This is a genomic window from Streptomyces sp. NPDC008086 (assembly GCF_042957325.1).
GTDB lineage: Bacteria > Actinomycetota > Actinomycetes > Streptomycetales > Streptomycetaceae > Streptomyces.
In genome coordinates this window covers 329,082-346,131 of record NZ_JBIBIA010000004.1, presented here as the reverse complement: position 1 = coordinate 346,131, position 17,050 = coordinate 329,082, and the positions used below count along the sequence as shown (strand labels likewise).

Here is a 17,050-nt window from a genome sequence, read left to right as displayed (position 1 = left end):
ATCAGGGGAGCAACCACATGTACGACTACGACCTCCTGGTCGTAGGGTCGGCCAACGCCGACCTGGTGATCGGCGTCGAGCGTCGGCCGGGGGCCGGCGAGACCGTGCTCGGCTCCGATCTGGCCGTCCACCCGGGCGGCAAGGGCGCCAACCAGGCCGTCGCGGCCGCCCGGCTCGGGGCGCGCACCGCCCTGCTGGCCCGGGTCGGTGACGACGCGCACGGCAGGCTGCTGCTCGACTCGCAGCGGGCGGCCGGCGTCGACACGGTCGGTGTCCTGGTCGGCGGCGCGCCGACCGGCGTCGCGCTGATCACGGTGGATCCGTCCGGGGACAACAGCATCGTGGTGTCGCCGGGCGCGAACGGCAGGCTCACTCCGCAGGACGTCCGGGCCGCCGCGAGCCTGTTCCAGGCGTCGAAGGTGGTGTCGGCCCAGCTGGAGATCCCGCTGGAGACGGTCGTGGAGGTGGTGCGCCGCCTCGCGGACGGCAGCCGCTTCGTGCTGAACCCCTCGCCGCCGCGCCCGCTGCCGGCCGAGGTGCTGGCGGCCTGCGACCCGCTGATCGTGAACGAGCACGAGGCGAAGGTGATCCTCGGCGACTCCGCGGTGGGCGAGACGCCGGAGGACTGGGCGCGGATCCTGCTCGCCAAGGGCCCCCGCTCGGTGGTGGTGACCCTGGGCGCGGAGGGTGCGCTGGTGGCCTCCGCGCAGGGCGTGACGCGGGTCGCGTCCGTGCAGGTGGACGCGGTGGACACGACCGGCGCGGGTGACGCGTTCACGGCCGCGCTGGCCTGGAAGCTCGGGACGGGCTCGGCCCTGGCCGAGGCGGCGGCGTACGCGGCGCGGGTCGGGGCGGTGGCCGTGACCAGGGAGGGCGCCCAGGTGTCGTTCCCGACGGCGGCGGAGGTCGAGGCGCTGTCCTGTGCCCATCCGGGGGACGCCGCATCCGATGGCGGCTCCGCCGCGGGCCGGGCCCCCGGCAGGGGGTCGGAGAGCGCACCCGGCATCGGCTCGGGAGGCGGTTCGCTGTGAAGAAGGCCGGGATCCTGAACCGTCATCTCTCCGGCGCCCTCGCCGAGCTGGGCCACGGCGACGCGGTGCTGGTGTGCGACGCCGGCATGCCGATACCCGACGGGCCCCGGGTCGTGGACCTGGCCTTCCGGGCCGGGGTGCCGTCCTTCGCCGAGGTGCTGGACGGTCTGCTGGCCGAGCTGGTGGTGGAGGGCGCGACGGCGGCCCGGGAGATCCACGAGGCGAACCCTTCGGCGGCCGCGCTGCTGGCCGGGGAGTTTCCCGGGCTGGAGCTGGTCACGCACGAGCGGCTGAAGGAACTGTCGGCCGGGGCGCGGCTGGTGGTGCGGACCGGGGAGGCGCGGCCGTACGCGAATGTGCTGCTGCGGTGCGGGGTCTTCTTCTGACCCGCCGCCCCGTGAGAACGGTGGGAACGTTTCGAGGGGCCCGGTCCGTCGACCGGGCCCCTCGGGGTTTCCCCTCCCCGTCAGAACCCCCGCGATCCCCCCAGATCCCCCTCCAAGAGTCCTGACTCCAAGTACGACCCGCCAGGTACGGGAAGGGTTGTACGGTCACCGCGGATTTTTTTCGGCGATCCTTCGGCGCCCCCGGCGCCCCTTCGGCGTGCCCCGCCATCCGGACAGACGTAGCGTTTCAGACATGCAGGAGCTAGACGAAAATCCCCTGACGTCCCTCCAGGACGACGTGCTCGACGAACTCGGCGACGAGCGGATCGCGGACATCGCGGTGCTGCTGGACACGGACGAGGCAGGGGCCCGACAGATGGTCGGTACGACGGTGGCGGCGCTGTCCGGCGAGGCGGAGGCCGTGGCGACACCGCACGACGCCCCGCTCACCGGTGTGGCCACGCTGGGCGGCTTCGCGACCGGCGGGCTGATGGCCGGGCTGCTGGCCGAGGAGGCGCGGCCGGTCGCGGACGCGGTGGCCCGCAGGACGGGACTGGCCCGTGATGCCGTGTCCCGGGTGGTGGAGACGGTGGTCCCGGTGGTGCTGACGGTGCTCACCAAACGGGCGGCCGGGAAGTAGCGGCGCGGAAGGAAGCGCTGGTCGCGGGGGCACTGGCGCACGGAACGGGCCGAGTGGCGTGGGCTTCGTGTGAGTCCGAGGATTGAGGGGTACACCGAGAGGGTGATTGATCACGAGTGATCGTGAGCCGCGCAAGGATCGTTCCTCATCACGGCAGGAGTCCGCGGGACAGCGGCTGTCCGCCGCCGATGCGATGCGGTCCGCGATCGAACAACTCAGTGAGCTGCTGGGGAGGGCTCCCGAGTCGGTTTCCTCGCTGAGGCCGACGGATCAGGGCTGGGAAGCCGATGTCGAGGTCGTGGAACTGGAACGCATTCCCGAGACGACCAGTGTGATGGCCAGTTACCAGGTGGTTCTGGACCCGGAGGGGAAACTGCTGGCGTACGAGCGCGGGCGTCGTTACACCCGCGCTCAGGTGGACAGGAAGGACGGCCGGTAGGGGAAGACGCCCCGTAGGTCGCTCGCCCTTTCGCCGGGAAGTCGGGCCGGAAGGGAAGTCACCGTGACGGTGGTGCCACAGGGCAACGGTGGTGGTGTGCCCGCCGCAGCAGGAGGCGGCGGTTCGGGAAATCTGTACGACGTGCTGGAACTCGTCCTCGACCGGGGCTTGGTCATCGACGCGTTCGTACGGGTCTCCCTGGTGGGCATCGAACTGGTGAAGATCGACGCGCGGGTGGTCGTCGCGAGCGTCGACACGTATCTGCGCTTCGCCGAGGCGGCCAACCGGCTCGATCTGGAGTCGGGCAAGAAGGCACCCGCGCAGCTCACCGACATCGTCGAGGGCTCCGTCGAGAGCGGCGCCCACGGCAAGAGCAAGGGCGCGCTGTCGGGCGCGGTCGAGGCGATCACCGACTCGATCAAGGGCGACGACGAGGGTGAGGACAAGGAGGCCGAGCGTGAGCGCAGGCCGGCGCGCGAGAAGCGGCAGGAGCGCGGCGAACGCCGCGCGGAACGCCGTTCCACACGGGACCGGGAGGAGTGAGCGAGCCCATGTCCGTGTATGTGTACGCGATCACCAAGGACTCGCACCCGCTGGACCTGGGCGACACCAAGGGCGTGGGCGATCCGCCCGGTGAGCTGCGGACGGTGAGCAGCGCCTCCCTGTGCGCGGTCGTCAGCGAGAGCCCCGACGATCTCTCGGTGGCCCGCCGGGACCTCCAGGCGCACCAGGAGGTCCAGGAGCGGCTCTGGTCCGAGGGGCCGACCCTGCCGCTCAGCTTCGGGTTCGTCGCCGCCGACGAGGAGGCCGTGCGCGGCGTCCTGGAGGAGCAGGCGCAGCTGTTCGCGCAGCGTCTGGACGAACTCGCCGGGCGGGCGGAGTTCAACGTCAAGGGCGTCCTGGACGAGGACACGGTCGTACGGGCCGTCCTCGAGGACAACTCCCAGGCCCGTGAGCTGAACCGGCGGACCCTCGAGGGAGGCGGTACGTACGACGACCGGCTGGCGCTCGGCCAGTTGGTGGCCCAGGAGGTGCAGGGCCGCCAGGACGCGCTCGCCGCGGAGGTCCTCGCCGGGCTGCGGCCGCTCGCCGCGGCCGAGAAGGTCGCGCCGCCGTCGCAGCAGTACTTCGTGAGCGCGTCCTTCCTCGTGGAGGACGACAAGGCCGAGGAGTTCGGCCGGGCCGGACAGGAGCTGGCCGAACGCTACGGCGAGGGCGTGGAGCTGCGGATGCGGGGGCCGCTGCCCCCGTACAGCTTCGTCTGAGCCGCGAGGCGCGAGCCGCGAGTGGAGGTGCCGTGGGACTGGTCACCGGGATCCTGACGCTGCCGTTCGCACCCGTGCGGGGCATCGGCTGGGTGCTCGACAAGGTGGTCAAGGCCGCCGAGGACGAGTACTACGACCCGGCCCCCGTCCAGGAGGCGCTCGTGAAGTTGGAGCGGGCGCGGGACGAGGGCGGTGTCGACGAGGAGGAGTTCGCACGACAGGAGGAGGCGCTGCTGCACCGCCTGGAGGAGATCAGGGCCTACCAGTTGCGACAGGGCGGCCAGGGCACAGGGCCCGGGCTGTGACGGCCCGGAAGGAAGACAGGTCATGAACAACGCCAGGATCGGCACCGCCCTGCTGGGCGGCTATGTGCTGGGGCGGACCAAGAAGGCGAAGCTCGCCATCGGTCTCGGCGCGCTGCTCGCCGGATCGCGGATCAAGCCCGGGCAGGTCGGCAAGGCCCTCCAGAACTCCCCCTTCCTGCACACCCTCACGGACCAGGTGCGTACCGAACTGACCGACGCGGGGAAGGCGGCGGCGACCACCGTCCTCAGCGCCAAGGCCGACAACCTGGCCGACGCCCTTCACCAGCGCACCGAGGGCCTGCGGGAGCGGGGCGAGACGCAGGAGGCGGACGACGAGGACGCGGAGGATGCCGAGGACAGGGACGAGGACGACACGGAGCCTGAGGACGAGGACCGGGACGAGGACGAGGACGAGCCTGAGGAGGAGCCCGAGGAGAAGCCTCGCCAGAAGACCCGGAAGGCGGCGTCCGGCCGTACGAAGAAGACCTCCACCTCACGGAGCCGCTCACGCGGCGGCGGCTCCGCGCGGTCGAGCAGGCAGGGGCAGGACGATGGCTGAGCGCAAGGGAACGGGAAGCGGCTCGCGCGGCGGCGGTACGGGGACCCTGTCGAAGGGCGACGAGCGGGTGCCGGGGACGGACCGGCTGAAGGACGAGCTGGAGGACTACGTCCAGGCCCGGCTCCAGGTCGCGCTGGAGGGCATGGGCAACCGGCTCGGCGAGGGCGCGCGAAAGCTGAGCGAGGCGCACGTCGGCCCGCGCGGGCTGATGGGCGCGGTGGCCAAGGGCGGCAAGAAGCTGGGCGATCACCTGCCGTCGGGCATGGGGGCGCTGACCTCGACGGCCTCCCACGCGAAGGACACGGCCTCGCACGCCAAGGACGCGGTGGTGGACAAGGCCAAGGACGCCACCGGTCAGCTGCCCGGGCAGAGCCGCGACAAGGGCCCCGGCGACGACCCGGACAGCATGGGCAAGGGGATCACCATCATCGAGGACATCGACGTGGGCGTGCCGGTGCGCGAGGCGTACGACCAGTGGACGCAGTTCCAGGAGTTCGACCGGTTCGCCAAGGGTGTCGTCGGCGTCCAACAGCAGGACGACACCACGGCCAGATGGCATGTGAAGGTCGCCAAGTCCAACCGCCGCTTCCGGAGCACCATCACGGAACAGGTGCCTGACGAGCGCATCGCCTGGACGAGTTCCGGGGACAAGGGCACGACCCAGGGCGTCGTCACCTTCCACCCCCTCACCGACAACCTCACCAAGGTGCTGCTGGTCCTGCGGTACTTCCCCAAGGGGCCGGTCGAGCGGGTCGGCAGCTGGATGCGGGCCCAGGGGCGTCGCGCCCGGCTCGACCTGAAGCTCTTCCGCACCTTCGTGATGATGCGCGGGGAGGCCACCGGAGGCTGGCGCGGGGAGATCCGCGAGGGCGAGGTGGTACGGGAGCCGGAGGAGGTCGAGCAAGCCGAACGGGACGAGGACGACGACCGTGCGTCCGCCGAGGACGAGGACGACGACCGTGCGTCCGCCGAGGACGAGAAGGACGACGAAGAGGACGACGAGGATCAGGACGCCGAGGACGACTGGGAGGAGGACGAGGACCGGGACCAGGACGAGGACGACGACGACCTGGACGAGGAGGAGGACCGAGAGCCTGACGACCGGTACGACGACGAGTACGACGATGACGAGGACACCGACGACACCGACGACACCGACCGGGAAACGAGGTCGAGTACGTGACCGAGCCCGTCCCCACCCGCTCCACGCCGTCCAGGGCGATGTCCCCGTACGGCGAGTCGTCCGGCGCGAACCTCGCCGACATCCTTGAACGCGTGCTCGACAAGGGCATCGTCATCGTCGGCGACATCAAGATCAACCTGCTGGACATCGAGCTGCTCACCATCAAGCTCCGCCTCCTGGTGGCCTCGGTCGACAAGGCCAGGGAGATCGGCATCGACTGGTGGGAGCACGACCCGGCGCTCTCCTCCCGCGCCGACCAACGGCACGACCTGAAGGAGCAGAACGAACGGCTGCGCGCCGAGGTCGAGGAACTGCGCCGCAAGGTCGAACGGGCCGAGTCCGCGGGTGAACTGCCCGAACGCGGCTCGGGATCGTCCGGCCGACGGCGGCCCCGCGAGCCGGACCGGGAGTCCGACACCGAACCTCGACGGCCCCGGCGCAGGAAGGACGACGCGGACGACCGGGACCAGGCCAAGGACCGAGACCGGAACCGAGACCGAGAGCCGTGAACGGGCAGCGCCTCAGCTACGCCTACGCCGTGGTCAGGTCGTCCGGCCCCGCGGCACAGCGGGCACACGCGGCCCTGGCCGGCCTCCGGGGCGTGGCGGCCGCGCCCGTCGCGCTGGTCCGCTCGGGAGCGGTGGGCGCAGCGGTGAGCGCGGTGCCCGCGGCGGAGTTCTCGGAGGCGGCCCTGAGGTCGCGGCTGGAGGACCTCGACTGGCTGGAGGCGACGGCCCGCTCCCACCACCTGGTCATCGAGACGCTGGCCGCCCGCACGACGGTCCTCCCCCTGCGGCTGGCCACGGTCTACCTCGACGACAGCCGGGTCGAACGCATGCTGGGCGAACGGCAGGAGGACTTCACCGCGCTGCTCGACCGGTTCGACGACCACGTGGAGTGGGGCGTGAAGGTGTACGCCGAGATCCCCGCCCCCGCCGACCCCGCCGAGCCGGGCCCGTCGGACCCACCGGACACGGGACGCGCGTATCTGCGCCGCCGCAGACAGCACCGTCAGGCACGCGAGGAGACCTGGCGGGCCGCCGAGGAGGCCGTACGGCGCACGGAGCAGCGGGCGCGCGGCCTCGCGGTGGAACGCGCCCGGCACCGTCCGCAGCAGGGCACCCTGGCCCGGCTCCCCGGCGAGAACGTCGCCAACGACGCCTACCTCGTCCCGCGCCTCGCGGCCGACGAGTTCCGCGACCGCATGCTGCACGCCGCCGACGACCTGCCCGGCGTACACGTGGAGGTCACCGGCCCCTGGGCGCCGTACTCCTTCACCGCGCCCCTCGAAGGGGTGCGGCAACCGTGACCGGGTACGACGCGTACGACGAGGACCGCCCGCTCGCCGGAACCCAGGTCGCGCTGATCGACCTGCTCGACCGGCTGCTGAGCGGCGGGGTCGTGATCACCGGGGACGTCGTCCTGTCGATCGCGGACATCGACCTGGTGCGGGTCTCGCTGCGCGCGGTGGTGATCGCCATTCGCGAGCAGGTGGAGGAGCAGTGGGCGCCCGTCCTGCCGGACCGGACACCCACGGAGTACGACCTCGGCGGCCGCGGTGACGCCCCCGGCTGACCGCCCGCCCCCCGACCGGCTGCGGGAGGTCGCGGACGCCGCGCACCGCGCCTTCTCCCTGCTGCCCGCCCAGCCGGACGACGTGGCCCCGCCGACCGCGGGCCGCACGGCGGCACGCCGGCTGCACGCCGACCCCGACACCGTGGAACGCGACCTGGTGAGACTGGTCCTCACCATCGTCGAACTGCTCCGCCAGCTGATGGAGCGCCAGGCCCTGCACCGCGTCGACGCGGGCGACCTGACCGAGGAACAGGAGGAACGCCTGGGCCTGACCCTGATGCTCCTCAACGACCGGATGACCGAACTGTGCGACCGCTACGGCCTCACCTTGGAGGACCTCAATCTCGACCTGGGCCCCCTGGGCACCCTGCTCCCACCACCGTGAGCCACCGGAACGACCGCCCTCCTCGTCCTGCGGGACGCCGACGGCCCGCATGCCGTCGGCGTCCCGGGGCCCCCGTCGCCCGCGCCAGGGGGTGTTTCTAGCCCGCGTGCTCCACGAACCGCGCCGCCGTCTGAGCCAACAGCTCGTGGCCGTCGCGGGCCCACAGCCGGTCGTTGAACAGCTCCACCTCGATCGCGCCGGTGTACCCGGCGGCCTCGACGTAGCCCTTCCACTCCCGCATGTCGATCGAGCCGTCGCCGATCTGCCCGCGGCCGTTGAGGACGCCCTCGGGCAACGGGGTGATCCAGTCGGCGAGTTGGAAGGTGTGGATACGGCCGCCCGCGCCCGCCCGGGCGATCTGCGCGGGCGCGTTGTCGTCCCACCAGATGTGGTACGTGTCGACCGTGACACCGACCTGCCGGGCGGGGAAGCGCTCGGCGAGGTCGAGGGCCTGGGCGAGGGTGGAGACCACGCAGCGGTCCGAGGCGAACATCGGGTGCAGCGGCTCGATCGCCAGCTTCACCCCGTGGTCCTCCGCGTACGGGCCGAGCACCGCCAGCGCGTCCGCGATCCGCTCCCGGGCGCCGTGCAGGTCCTTCGAGCCGGCCGGGAGACCGCCGGAGACCAGCACCAGCGTGTCGGTGCCCAGCGCCGCAGCCTCGTCGACCGCGCGCCGGTTGTCGTCGAGGGCCCCGGCCCGCTCGGCCGGGTCGATCGCGGTGAGGAAGCCGCCGCGGCACAGGGTGGTGACGGTCAGGCCGGCGTCGCGGACCAGCTTGGCCGTCGCCTGAAGGCCGTACGCCTGGACGGGCTCGCGCCACAGGCCGACGTTCACCACACCCAACTGCCCGCAGGCCTCGACCAGTTCGGGCAGGCTCAGCTGCTTCACGGTCATCTGGTTGATGGAGAAGCGGGACAGGTCCTGCCCACCGCTCACCGGGACGGCGCTCACTGGGCCACTCCGTACAAGGACAGCAGGTTCTTCATCCGCTCCTGCGCCAGCTTCGGGTCCGGGAACAGGCCGAGGCCGTCGGCGAGTTCGTAGGCGCGGGCGAAGTGCGGGAGGGAGCGGGCCGACTGGAGGCCGCCGACCATGGTGAAGTGCGACTGGTGGCCGGCCAGCCAGGCCAGGAAGACCACGCCCGTCTTGTAGAACCGGGTGGGCGTCTGGAAGAGGTGGCGGGACAACTCGACGGTGGGGTCGAGGAGTTCACGGAAGCCCGCCGTGTCACCGGTGTCCAGGACGCGGACCGCCTCGGCCGCCAGCGGGCCCAGCGGGTCGAAGATGCCGAGAAGGGCGTGACTGAAGCCCTTCTCGTCACCCGCGATCAGCTCGGGGTAGTTGAAGTCGTCGCCCGTGTAGCAGCGCACGCCCTGCGGGAGCCGGCGGCGGATGTCGATCTCGCGCTGGGCCTCCAGCAGCGACACCTTGATGCCGTCGACCTTGTCGGGGTGGGCGGCGATGACGTCCAGGAAGGTGTCCGTGGCCGCGTCGAGGTCGCTCGACCCCCAGTAGCCCTCCAGGGCCGGGTCGAACATCGGGCCCAGCCAGTGCAGGATCACCGGCTCGGTGGCCTGGCGGAGCAGGTGGCCGTAGACCTCCAGGTAGTCCTCGGGGCCCTGCGCGACCGCCGCGAGGGCGCGGGAGGCCATGAGGATGGCCTGGGCGCCGGACGCCTCGACGAGCGCGAGCTGCTCCTCGTAGGCCGCGCGGACCTCGGCCAGGGAGGCGGGGCCGGTGAGCTGGTCGGTGCCGACGCCGCAGGCGATGAGTCCGCCGACGGACTTCGCCTCGGCGGCGCTGCGCCGGATCAGCTCGGCCGCGCCCGCCCAGTCCAGGCCCATACCGCGCTGGGCGGTGTCCATGGCCTCGGCGACGCCGAGCCCGTGCGACCACAGGTGGCGGCGGAAGGCGAGGGTGGCGTCCCAGTCGACGGCGGCGGGTGAGTCGGGGGTCGTGTCCGCGAACGGGTCGGCCACGACGTGGGCCGCGGAGAACACCGTACGAGAGGTGAAGGGCGAACCGGTCGTCACGGCGATCGGCTCCCGGCGCGGCTCGTACGTCCTCAAACCGCCCTGGAGGTCGGGGAGTTGGATCGTCACAGCGAGATCTCCGGAACGTCGACACGGCGGCCCTCGGCCGAGGACTTCAGGCCCAGCTCGGCGAGCTGGACGCCGCGGGCGCCGGCGAGGAGGTCCCAGTGGTAGGGGGCGTCGGCGTAGACGTGCTTGAGGAACAGCTCCCACTGGGCCTTGAAGCCGTTGTCGAACTCGGCGTTGTCCGGGACCTCCTGCCACTGGTCGCGGAAGGAGTAGGTGGCCGGGATGTCCGGGTTCCAGACCGGCTTGGGGGTGAGGGAGCGGTGCTGCACGCGGCAGTTGCGCAGACCCGCGACCGCCGAACCCTCGGTCCCGTCGACCTGGAACTCGACCAGCTCGTCGCGGTTGACGCGGACGGCCCAGGAGGAGTTGATCTGGGCGATGGCGCCGCCGTCGAGCTCGAAGATGCCGTAGGCGGCGTCGTCGGCGGTGGCGTCGTAGGGCTTGTCGTTCTCGTCCCAGCGCTGCGGGATGTGGGTGGTGGCGATGGCCTGCACGGACTTCACCCGGCCGAAGAGCTCGTGGAGCACGTACTCCCAGTGCGGGAACATGTCGACAACGATGCCACCGCCGTCCTCGGCGCGGTAGTTCCAGGACGGGCGCTGGGCGGTCTGCCAGTCGCCCTCGAAGACCCAGTAGCCGAACTCGCCGCGGATGGACAGGATCCGCCCGAAGAAGCCGCCGTCGATGAGCCGCTTGAGCTTGAGGAGCCCCGGCAGGAAGAGCTTGTCCTGGACGACGCCGTGCTTGATGCCGGCGTCGGCGGCGAGCCGGGCGAGCTCCAGGGCCCCTTCGAGTCCGGTCGCGGTCGGCTTCTCCGTGTAGATGTGCTTCCCCGCCGCGATCGCCTTCTTGAGCGCCTCCTCGCGGGCGGAGGTGACCTGGGCGTCGAAGTAGATCTCGACGGTCGGGTCGGCGAGGACGGCGTCCACGTCGGTCGAGATGTTGGCCGGGTCCAGGCCGTGCTGCTCGGCGAGCGCCTTGAGGGCGTGCTCGCGGCGGCCGACCAGGATCGGCTCCGGCCACAGCACGGTGCCGTCGCCGAGGTCGAGACCGCCCTGCTCACGGAGGGCCAGGATGGAGCGGACCAGGTGCTGGCGGTAGCCCATGCGCCCCGTCACACCGTTCATGGCGATACGCACCGTCTTGCGTGTCACGTCATTCCCTTCGTAGGCGTCTTACGCAGCATTCGTGCGCGTTTCGTACGCGGTTCTGCGTGCCGCGTACGCCCCTACCCTGTTGAGCGTCACAGCAAGCGCTTTCTATCCGATAAGAAGCTAGCCTCTGACCAGGGGTCCGGACAAGACCGTGACCGGGTTGAGTTGTTCGAGGGGACGAACAACGGGGGTTCTTGGCCGTAAGGTCTGCTCGACATACACGGAACCGTGGCCGCTGACGGGCTGTCTACGAGGAGGCAGGCCTGTCTGTGAGCAGTACGAGGTGGTACGACGAGATGCGCGACCGGAGGACGACGAGATGACGGTGACCCTGGCGGACGTGGCGGCCCGCGCCCAGGTCTCCCCCGCGACGGTGTCGCGCGTACTGAACGGGAACTACCCCGTCGCCGCCTCCACCCGGGAGCGGGTGCTGCGGGCGGTGGACGAGCTGGACTACGTCCTGAACGGGCCGGCGAGCGCCCTGGCGGCCGCCACCTCCGACCTGGTCGGCATCCTGGTGAACGACATCGCCGACCCCTTCTTCGGGATCATGGCGAGCGCGATCCAGTCGGAGATCGGCGGGCCGGGCGGCCGGGCGGGCGGTGAGCGCCTGGCGGTGGTCTGCAACACGGGGGGTTCGCCCGAGCGCGAGCTGACGTACCTGACCCTGTTGCAGCGGCAGCGGGCCGCCGCCGTCGTACTGACCGGCGGGGCGATGGAGAACGCGCCGCACGCGGCGGCGGTCGCGGCGAAGCTGCGGAAGCTGGCGGACGCCGGGACCCGGGTCGTGCTCTGCGGCCGGCCGCCCGCGCCCGACACCGACGCCATCGCGCTGACCTTCGACAACCGGGGCGGCGGCCGCGAGCTGACCGAGCACCTGATCGGCCTCGGCCACCGGCGGCTCGGCTACATCGCGGGCCCGGAGGAGCGCACGACGACCCGCCACCGCCTGGAGGGCCACCGCGCCGCCCTGGAGGCGCACGGCATCGAGGAGGACCCCCGCTGGACGGTGTACGGGCGCTATGACCGGCAGTCCGGCTACGAGGCGACGCTGGAGCTGCTCCGCCGCGATCCGTCCCTGACCGCCGTGGTCGCCGCCAACGACTCCGTCGCCCTGGGCGCCTGCGCGGCCCTGCGCGACTCCGGCCTGCGCATCCCGGAGGACGTGTCGGTCGCCGGCTTCGACGACCTCCCGTTCAGCATCGACGCGGTGCCTTCTCTCACGACGGTGAGGCTGCCGCTGTCGGAGGCGGGGGCGCGGGCCGGCCGGATCGCGATGGGGCGGGAGGAGCCGCCGCCCGGGGGGATCGCGACGATTCGGGGGGAGCTGATGGTTCGGGGGTCGAGCGGGGGGCCGCGGGAGTAGGGGGCGCTCGGCCGACGCGGCGCCGCAGCACCGATTCATCGAGCAGCGTCCAGATGAGCGGCCATCACCACGCGATGGCCTCACGGACTTCGCGCAGCGAGGTGACGCCGTCGGAAGCGAGGAAGTGCCCCGCTCCGGGGATTACCTGTGCGGGGATTCCGAGCAGGTCAGCGAGGCGGTCGGTGTGGCCAGGCGGTACATACGGGTCCGCGTCCGACCGGATGATCGTGAGTCGATCGATGTGGCTGCGGAGTCCCGTCACGTCACAGCCGTCTCCGATGTAGGCGTTCAGGTCCGGGAGCGCGGGCAGTTGGTCGACGAAGCCGGACACCAGCACGAGGGTGCCAAGGCGCCAGGGGCCCGGCAGGGAGCGCAGATGGCGCAGCACGGTGAGGCAGCCCAGGCTGTGGGCGACAACGATCGAGTGCTCGTCGGGCGTTCCCAGGTCGGCGCGTACGGCGTCCGCCCACCGTGCGGGGTCCGGGGCTTGTGGGGACGGAAGGGCTGGGATCGTGGTCGGGACGCCGTCCGCTCGGAGTTGCCCGGCCAGCCAGCCGAACCAGTGGTCCTCGGGGGTCGCGCCGTAGCCGTGGATGATCGAGGCGCGCCGCTGGGTTGTTCCAGGTGTCATGCCGCAGGACGGTATGGGTTCACGTCAGCGTGAAGGTCAAGCCGATGAGGAGGATTCGACGGTGCTGATCAGCGAACTCGCCGAGCTGACCGGGGTGAGCGCGCGAGCGCTACGCCACTACGAGGACCGGGGGCTCCTGGTCCCGGCCCGCAACAGCAGCGGGTACCGGGACTACTCCGAATCCGACGTCATCCGCGTAGCGCAGATCAGGGCGATGATCTCCGCAGGACTGGGAACCTCGGCCATCCAGCGATACCTCGACTGCGCTCGCACCGGAGATCACGGCATTTCACTGGAGATGTGCCCGGATCTACGGGCTGAGCTGGATTCCCTGGCCAGGCGCCTCAACGCCAGACAGGTCGAACTCCGTGCGACACAGCAGCGATTGAGCGAGCTCATATCGGCTGGCTGAGGCGTGCCTGCAGAGGCAGGGCCCGCGACAACGAGGTCTCATACCCGCACCGTCGCTCAGCCCGCAGTCGCCGCGGCCGGCGCCGTACGGTCGTTCTTCTCGTCGTCGCCGTAGTCCACGACCCCGCTGGCGATATGGCCGCCCACGCCCAGCAGCAGGAACAGCACGACGAGGACCTTGGCCGTGGTGTCCAGGAGGAGGGGCCGGGTGCCGGAGCGGACCGCTTGCTGGGGAACCGGCTCGTCGCCGAACAGCCGTTTGGGGTAGGCGGGGGTCAGCATCGTGGCGTAGGCGGTGAAGCGCATCTGGTAGCGGGCGACGGCGGCCGTGGCGGCGAAGACCGGGGCGGGCAGCCGTCCCAGCACGATGCCGATGAGCCAGAAGATCCAGCCGATCGCGAACCAGCCGGCCTGCGCAAGGTTGTTGATGATGCCCGCCGGGATCATCAGGATCAGGCGGAAGAACACCGCGAGCCGGTTCAGCGGCGTGGCGCGCAGTTCGATCTGCACGGGGTGGTCGGGTGCGGAGAACGCGAACGGCGGATACCGGTCGACCAGCAGCATCGAACTCACGCCGACCCGCGTCCGGTAGACGAGGACGGAGCCGAGGAAGGAGAAGATCCCCTCCGGCAGCCGCCCCGTGAACAGCGCGGCGAACCATCCGACGATGGTCACGAAGAACGCCGCGATCGAGAGCAGGCACACCACCACGAACTGCGGCAGGAGCAGCAGCCAGCGCAGCAGGACGGTCCAGCGCCGCTGCCGCGCGGCAGGGGGGATGTCCAGGACGGGCAGCCACTCTCCGCCCTCGGGGTCGGTGGCGGCCCTAGGATCCCAACCTGTCGCCATGGCCACTCCCAGTCGTGCCGTTCTCGCCTGACACCACCATGCTGCGGCGACACCGCAGCCCCCGCTCCTTGCGGGGCGCCGAACGGAGGTAGCCGGCGCACCCGGCATCCAGCCGGACTGCCTGGAGCACCGGCAGGCGGGCCCTCCTTCCCCCTGCCGAATCCTCCGTTCCGCGGCTTGACTCGACCCGCCGATGATTTCCGGGCCCCACCCCGGTCTTCCATGCCGCAACCACCGGCTCGCCCGGACCGGACCGGACAGAGCCCCAGCGGAACAACAGGAGCGGATCCCATGCGCGTCTCGATCACCGAATTCATCAGCCTCGACGGCGTCGTCCAGGCCCCCGGCGGTCCCCAGGAGGACACCGACGGCGGGTTCGCGCACGGTGGCTGGTCGCACCCGTACTTCGACGCGGAGGTGCTCGGCGGGGCCTTCGACGCGGGGATGCGAAAGGCGGAGGCGCTGCTGTTCGGGCGTCGCACCTGGCAGACGATGGCGGCGGCGTGGCCGGAGCGGGCCGGGGACCCCTTCGCCGACCGGATGAACTCGATCAAGAAGTACGTCGTCTCCAGCACCCTCACCGAAGCCGACCTGACCTGGCACAACACCAGCCTCATCCCCGGCGCCGCAGCGGTCGCCCGGGTGCGGGAGCTGCGGGCGGCGGAGGGCGGCGACCTGGCGATGATGGGCAGCCCGACCCTCGTACGGACCCTCATCCAGGAGGGACTGGTCGACGAGCTCCAGCTCGTCGTGATGCCGGTGCTGCTCGGCGGCGGCAAGTCGATCTTCCCGGCCGACGGCGGCAAGCGTCCGCTGGAACTGGTCTCCACGACCTCCGCCAAGACCGGCGCGCAGGTGTGCGTGTACCGGCCGGTGGGGTAGCGGCGGGGGCGCGGGCGTCCTAGGCTCGATCCGACGGCATCTCTGACTCAGTCAAGTATCTCAGTCAAGTATCCGGGGGTCGACGATCATGACCGTCCACGACATCCGCGCCTTCAACCGCTTCTACACGAACGTCATCGGCGCCCTGGACTACAGCCGCCACCTCTACGCCCCGTACACCCTCACCGAGTCCCGCGTCCTGTACGAGCTCGCGCACTCCCCGCGTACGGACGCCGCCGACCTGCGGTCCGAACTCTCGCTGGACGCCGGGTACTTGAGCCGGATCCTGAACAAGTTCGAGCAGGACGGGCTCATCGAGCGCACGGCCTCCGTGGAGGACCCCCGGCGCCGGCGCGTCACGCTCACCGCGCGCGGCAGGGAGACCGGCAAGCTGCTGGAGGAGCGGGCCACCGAATCGGTCGGCTCACTGCTGTCGACGGTGCCGGCCGCCGAACGCCCGCGCCTCGCCGAGGCGATGACGACGGTCCGTACGATCCTGTCCCACGGCCGCCCGCCCCGCCGCGAGGACGTCCTGCTGCGCGAACCCGGCCCCGGCGACCTCGGCTGGATCGTGCAGCGCAACGCCGCGCTGTACGCCGCCGAGTACGGCTTCAACGCCGACTACGAGGGGCTGGTGGCGAGGATCGTCGCGGACTTCGCGGAGGACCACGACCCGCATCTGGAGCGGGTGTGGATCGCCGAGCTGGACGGCCGGCCGGTGGGCTGCGTGATGTGTGTACGGGACGAGGCGCCCGGCACGGCCCGGCTGCGGCTGCTGCTGGTCGAGCCCGACGCACGCGGCCTCGGCATCGGCGACCGGCTCGTCGGGGCCGTCGTCGACTTCGCCCGCGGCGTCGGCTACCGCGACCTGGTGCTGTGGACCAACGACGTCCTGGCCGCCGCCCGCCGCATCTACCAGCGGCACGGCTTCGTCCTGGCCGCCGAGAAGCCCCACCGTTCCTTCGGCAGGGACCTGAACGGCCAGGACTGGCGCCTGGATCTGCACGACACACAGGAGTGAGTCCCGCCCGGGTGCCTGCCGGATGGGCGTACCCGCGTTTCCCTGGCAAGGTGGGGGGCATGAAACTGGCGTTCTCCACCCTCGGCGTCCCCGGTCTCCCTCTGCCCGACGTGCTGCGGCTCGCGACCACGCACGGCTATCACGGCGTCGAACTGCGCACGCACCCGGAGGAGCCGGTCCACCCGGGCCTCGGGCCCGCCGAACGGGCCGACGTGGCGGCCGAGTTCAAGTCCGCCGGCATCGAGCTGCTGGGCCTCGCCGGGTACGCCCGGGTCGCCGCGCCCGGTGACGACGGGCCCGTGATCGAGGAGATCCGCACCCTCGTCGACCTCGCCCACGACCTGGGCGCGCCCTATGTCCGTGTCTTCCCCGGCGCCGACCCCGAGCAGAGCACCCAGCGGGCGGACGCCATCGCCGCGCAGCGGCTGGGTACGGCCGCCGAGTACGCCGCCGACATGGGCGTACGGATCCTGCTGGAGACCCACGACTCGCACCGCACCGCCGCCGACGCGATCCGTGTCCTCGGCCTCGTCGGGCACCGCCACGTCGGCTCGCTGTGGGACGTGATGCACACCTGGCTGGGCGGCGAACAGCCCTCGGAGAGCTACGCCGCGCTCGCCCCGTTCCTCGGCTACGTCCAGGTCAAGGACATCGCCTCCGCCGACGACACGACACCGCTGCCGCTGGGCGCCGGGGTGCTGCCACTCGCCGACTGCGTGGAGGTCCTCTCCCGGCACGGCTGGGACGGCTGGCTGTGCTGGGAGTACGAGAAGCGCTGGTACGAGGAGGCCGCGCCGCTGGAGGGGCTGTTGGGCGCGGGCGCGGAGCACCTGTCGCGGCTGCTGAACGAGTCGGCCTAGGCGTC

23 protein-coding genes are annotated in these 17,050 nt (G+C 71.5%); 18 read left to right on the top strand and 5 right to left on the bottom strand.

All coding sequences use genetic code 11. The features are described 5' to 3' along the window. Window positions 1-17 precede the first annotated feature (17 nt). The 13 genes from ACFZBP_RS15815 (at window position 18) to ACFZBP_RS15755 (ending at window position 7,768) form a co-directional block, all read left to right on the top strand. Complete coding sequence (locus ACFZBP_RS15815) at window positions 18-1,031, top strand: PfkB family carbohydrate kinase (protein ID WP_391413503.1); 1,014 nt, start codon at window positions 18-20, stop codon at window positions 1,029-1,031. Beyond that, complete coding sequence (gene rbsD / locus ACFZBP_RS15810; RefSeq protein ID WP_383451514.1) at window positions 1,028-1,417, top strand: D-ribose pyranase; 390 nt, start codon at window positions 1,028-1,030, stop codon at window positions 1,415-1,417. The genes ACFZBP_RS15815 and rbsD overlap by 4 nt, the downstream gene beginning before the upstream one ends. Before the next feature lie 253 nt (window positions 1,418-1,670). After that, on the top strand, window positions 1,671-2,057 hold the full coding sequence (locus ACFZBP_RS15805) for a hypothetical protein (RefSeq protein WP_383451516.1): 387 nt from the start codon (window positions 1,671-1,673) through the stop codon (window positions 2,055-2,057). Window positions 2,058-2,166: 109 nt separating this feature from the next. Beyond that, window positions 2,167-2,496: a gas vesicle protein gene (locus ACFZBP_RS15800; protein ID WP_383451579.1), complete on the top strand. Its 330-nt coding sequence runs from the start codon at window positions 2,167-2,169 to the stop codon at window positions 2,494-2,496. A 69-nt stretch (window positions 2,497-2,565) separates the two neighbouring features. Then, a complete protein-coding gene (gvpJ, locus tag ACFZBP_RS15795; protein ID WP_391414108.1) occupies window positions 2,566-3,039 on the top strand; it encodes a gas vesicle protein GvpJ in 474 nt (157 codons plus the stop codon). Between the two features lie 8 nt (window positions 3,040-3,047). Beyond that, window positions 3,048-3,761 carry a GvpL/GvpF family gas vesicle protein gene (locus ACFZBP_RS15790; RefSeq protein WP_391413500.1) on the top strand — a complete coding sequence of 238 codons (714 nt, stop codon included), beginning with the start codon at window positions 3,048-3,050 and terminating at the stop codon, window positions 3,759-3,761. A 32-nt stretch (window positions 3,762-3,793) separates the two neighbouring features. Next, a complete protein-coding gene (locus tag ACFZBP_RS15785; protein WP_383451520.1) occupies window positions 3,794-4,066 on the top strand; it encodes a gas vesicle protein GvpG in 273 nt (90 codons plus the stop codon). 22 nt (window positions 4,067-4,088) lie between these two features. Continuing rightward, window positions 4,089-4,625: an ABC transporter substrate-binding protein gene (locus tag ACFZBP_RS15780; RefSeq protein ID WP_391413497.1), complete on the top strand. Its 537-nt coding sequence runs from the start codon at window positions 4,089-4,091 to the stop codon at window positions 4,623-4,625. Further along, the gene (locus ACFZBP_RS15775; protein ID WP_391413494.1) at window positions 4,618-5,808 is read left to right on the top strand and encodes an SRPBCC family protein; all 1,191 of its coding nucleotides are present in this window, start codon (window positions 4,618-4,620) and stop codon (window positions 5,806-5,808) included. Before ACFZBP_RS15780 ends, ACFZBP_RS15775 begins: the two co-directional genes overlap by 8 nt. Further along, a complete protein-coding gene (locus ACFZBP_RS15770; RefSeq protein ID WP_391413492.1) occupies window positions 5,805-6,317 on the top strand; it encodes a gas vesicle protein GvpJ in 513 nt (170 codons plus the stop codon). Before ACFZBP_RS15775 ends, ACFZBP_RS15770 begins: the two co-directional genes overlap by 4 nt. Then, window positions 6,314-7,117, top strand: a complete 804-nt coding sequence (locus tag ACFZBP_RS15765; RefSeq protein ID WP_391413490.1) for a GvpL/GvpF family gas vesicle protein — start codon at window positions 6,314-6,316, stop codon at window positions 7,115-7,117. Before ACFZBP_RS15770 ends, ACFZBP_RS15765 begins: the two co-directional genes overlap by 4 nt. Then, a complete protein-coding gene (locus ACFZBP_RS15760) occupies window positions 7,114-7,383 on the top strand; it encodes a gas vesicle protein (RefSeq protein ID WP_383451530.1) in 270 nt (89 codons plus the stop codon). Before ACFZBP_RS15765 ends, ACFZBP_RS15760 begins: the two co-directional genes overlap by 4 nt. Beyond that, window positions 7,367-7,768, top strand: coding sequence for a gas vesicle protein GvpK (locus ACFZBP_RS15755; protein WP_391413488.1), 402 nt, complete (start codon window positions 7,367-7,369; stop codon window positions 7,766-7,768). The genes ACFZBP_RS15760 and ACFZBP_RS15755 overlap by 17 nt, the downstream gene beginning before the upstream one ends. A gap of 97 nt (window positions 7,769-7,865) precedes the next feature. Here ACFZBP_RS15755 and ACFZBP_RS15750 read toward each other — a convergent pair whose 3' ends face one another. Genes ACFZBP_RS15750 through ACFZBP_RS15740 form a run of 3 tightly spaced genes read right to left on the bottom strand, consistent with a single transcriptional unit; the run spans window position 7,866 to window position 11,025 of the window. Further along, window positions 7,866-8,663, bottom strand: coding sequence for a TIM barrel protein (locus ACFZBP_RS15750; RefSeq protein ID WP_391414106.1), 798 nt, complete (start codon window positions 8,661-8,663; stop codon window positions 7,866-7,868). 53 nt (window positions 8,664-8,716) lie between these two features. Continuing rightward, window positions 8,717-9,871 (bottom strand): dihydrodipicolinate synthase family protein, encoded by a 1,155-nt coding sequence (locus ACFZBP_RS15745; protein ID WP_383451534.1) that lies wholly within the window; start codon window positions 9,869-9,871, stop codon window positions 8,717-8,719. Continuing rightward, window positions 9,868-11,025 (bottom strand): Gfo/Idh/MocA family protein, encoded by a 1,158-nt coding sequence (locus tag ACFZBP_RS15740; protein ID WP_383451536.1) that lies wholly within the window; start codon window positions 11,023-11,025, stop codon window positions 9,868-9,870. Before ACFZBP_RS15740 ends, ACFZBP_RS15745 begins: the two co-directional genes overlap by 4 nt. 319 nt (window positions 11,026-11,344) lie before the next feature. Between ACFZBP_RS15740 and ACFZBP_RS15735 the strand changes: the two genes are divergently transcribed. Then, on the top strand, window positions 11,345-12,391 hold the full coding sequence (locus tag ACFZBP_RS15735; protein ID WP_391413485.1) for a substrate-binding domain-containing protein: 1,047 nt from the start codon (window positions 11,345-11,347) through the stop codon (window positions 12,389-12,391). A gap of 64 nt (window positions 12,392-12,455) precedes the next feature. On the opposite strand, the gene ACFZBP_RS15730 is transcribed toward ACFZBP_RS15735, so the two are convergent. Next, window positions 12,456-13,022 (bottom strand): alpha/beta hydrolase, encoded by a 567-nt coding sequence (locus tag ACFZBP_RS15730; RefSeq protein ID WP_391413483.1) that lies wholly within the window; start codon window positions 13,020-13,022, stop codon window positions 12,456-12,458. Here ACFZBP_RS15730 and ACFZBP_RS15725 point away from each other — a divergent pair. Beyond that, window positions 13,021-13,434 (top strand): MerR family transcriptional regulator, encoded by a 414-nt coding sequence (locus tag ACFZBP_RS15725; protein WP_391413481.1) that lies wholly within the window; start codon window positions 13,021-13,023, stop codon window positions 13,432-13,434. The two genes, ACFZBP_RS15730 and ACFZBP_RS15725, sit on opposite strands and share 2 nt — an antisense overlap. Window positions 13,435-13,490: 56 nt before the next feature. Here ACFZBP_RS15725 and ACFZBP_RS15720 read toward each other — a convergent pair whose 3' ends face one another. Further along, the gene (locus ACFZBP_RS15720) at window positions 13,491-14,282 is read right to left on the bottom strand and encodes a DUF4389 domain-containing protein (RefSeq protein WP_391413479.1); all 792 of its coding nucleotides are present in this window, start codon (window positions 14,280-14,282) and stop codon (window positions 13,491-13,493) included. Window positions 14,283-14,573: 291 nt separating this feature from the next. Here ACFZBP_RS15720 and ACFZBP_RS15715 point away from each other — a divergent pair, with 291 nt between their 5' ends. The 3 genes from ACFZBP_RS15715 to ACFZBP_RS15705 all read left to right on the top strand — a co-directional run bounded on the left by ACFZBP_RS15715 (window position 14,574) and on the right by ACFZBP_RS15705 (window position 17,045). Continuing rightward, a complete protein-coding gene (locus ACFZBP_RS15715; RefSeq protein ID WP_383451546.1) occupies window positions 14,574-15,164 on the top strand; it encodes a dihydrofolate reductase family protein in 591 nt (196 codons plus the stop codon). Window positions 15,165-15,252: 88 nt separating this feature from the next. Next, window positions 15,253-16,185 (top strand): GNAT family N-acetyltransferase, encoded by a 933-nt coding sequence (locus ACFZBP_RS15710; protein ID WP_391413477.1) that lies wholly within the window; start codon window positions 15,253-15,255, stop codon window positions 16,183-16,185. A 59-nt stretch (window positions 16,186-16,244) separates the two neighbouring features. Then, complete coding sequence (locus ACFZBP_RS15705) at window positions 16,245-17,045, top strand: TIM barrel protein (RefSeq protein WP_391413474.1); 801 nt, start codon at window positions 16,245-16,247, stop codon at window positions 17,043-17,045. The last annotated feature ends 5 nt before the right edge of the window (window positions 17,046-17,050 follow it).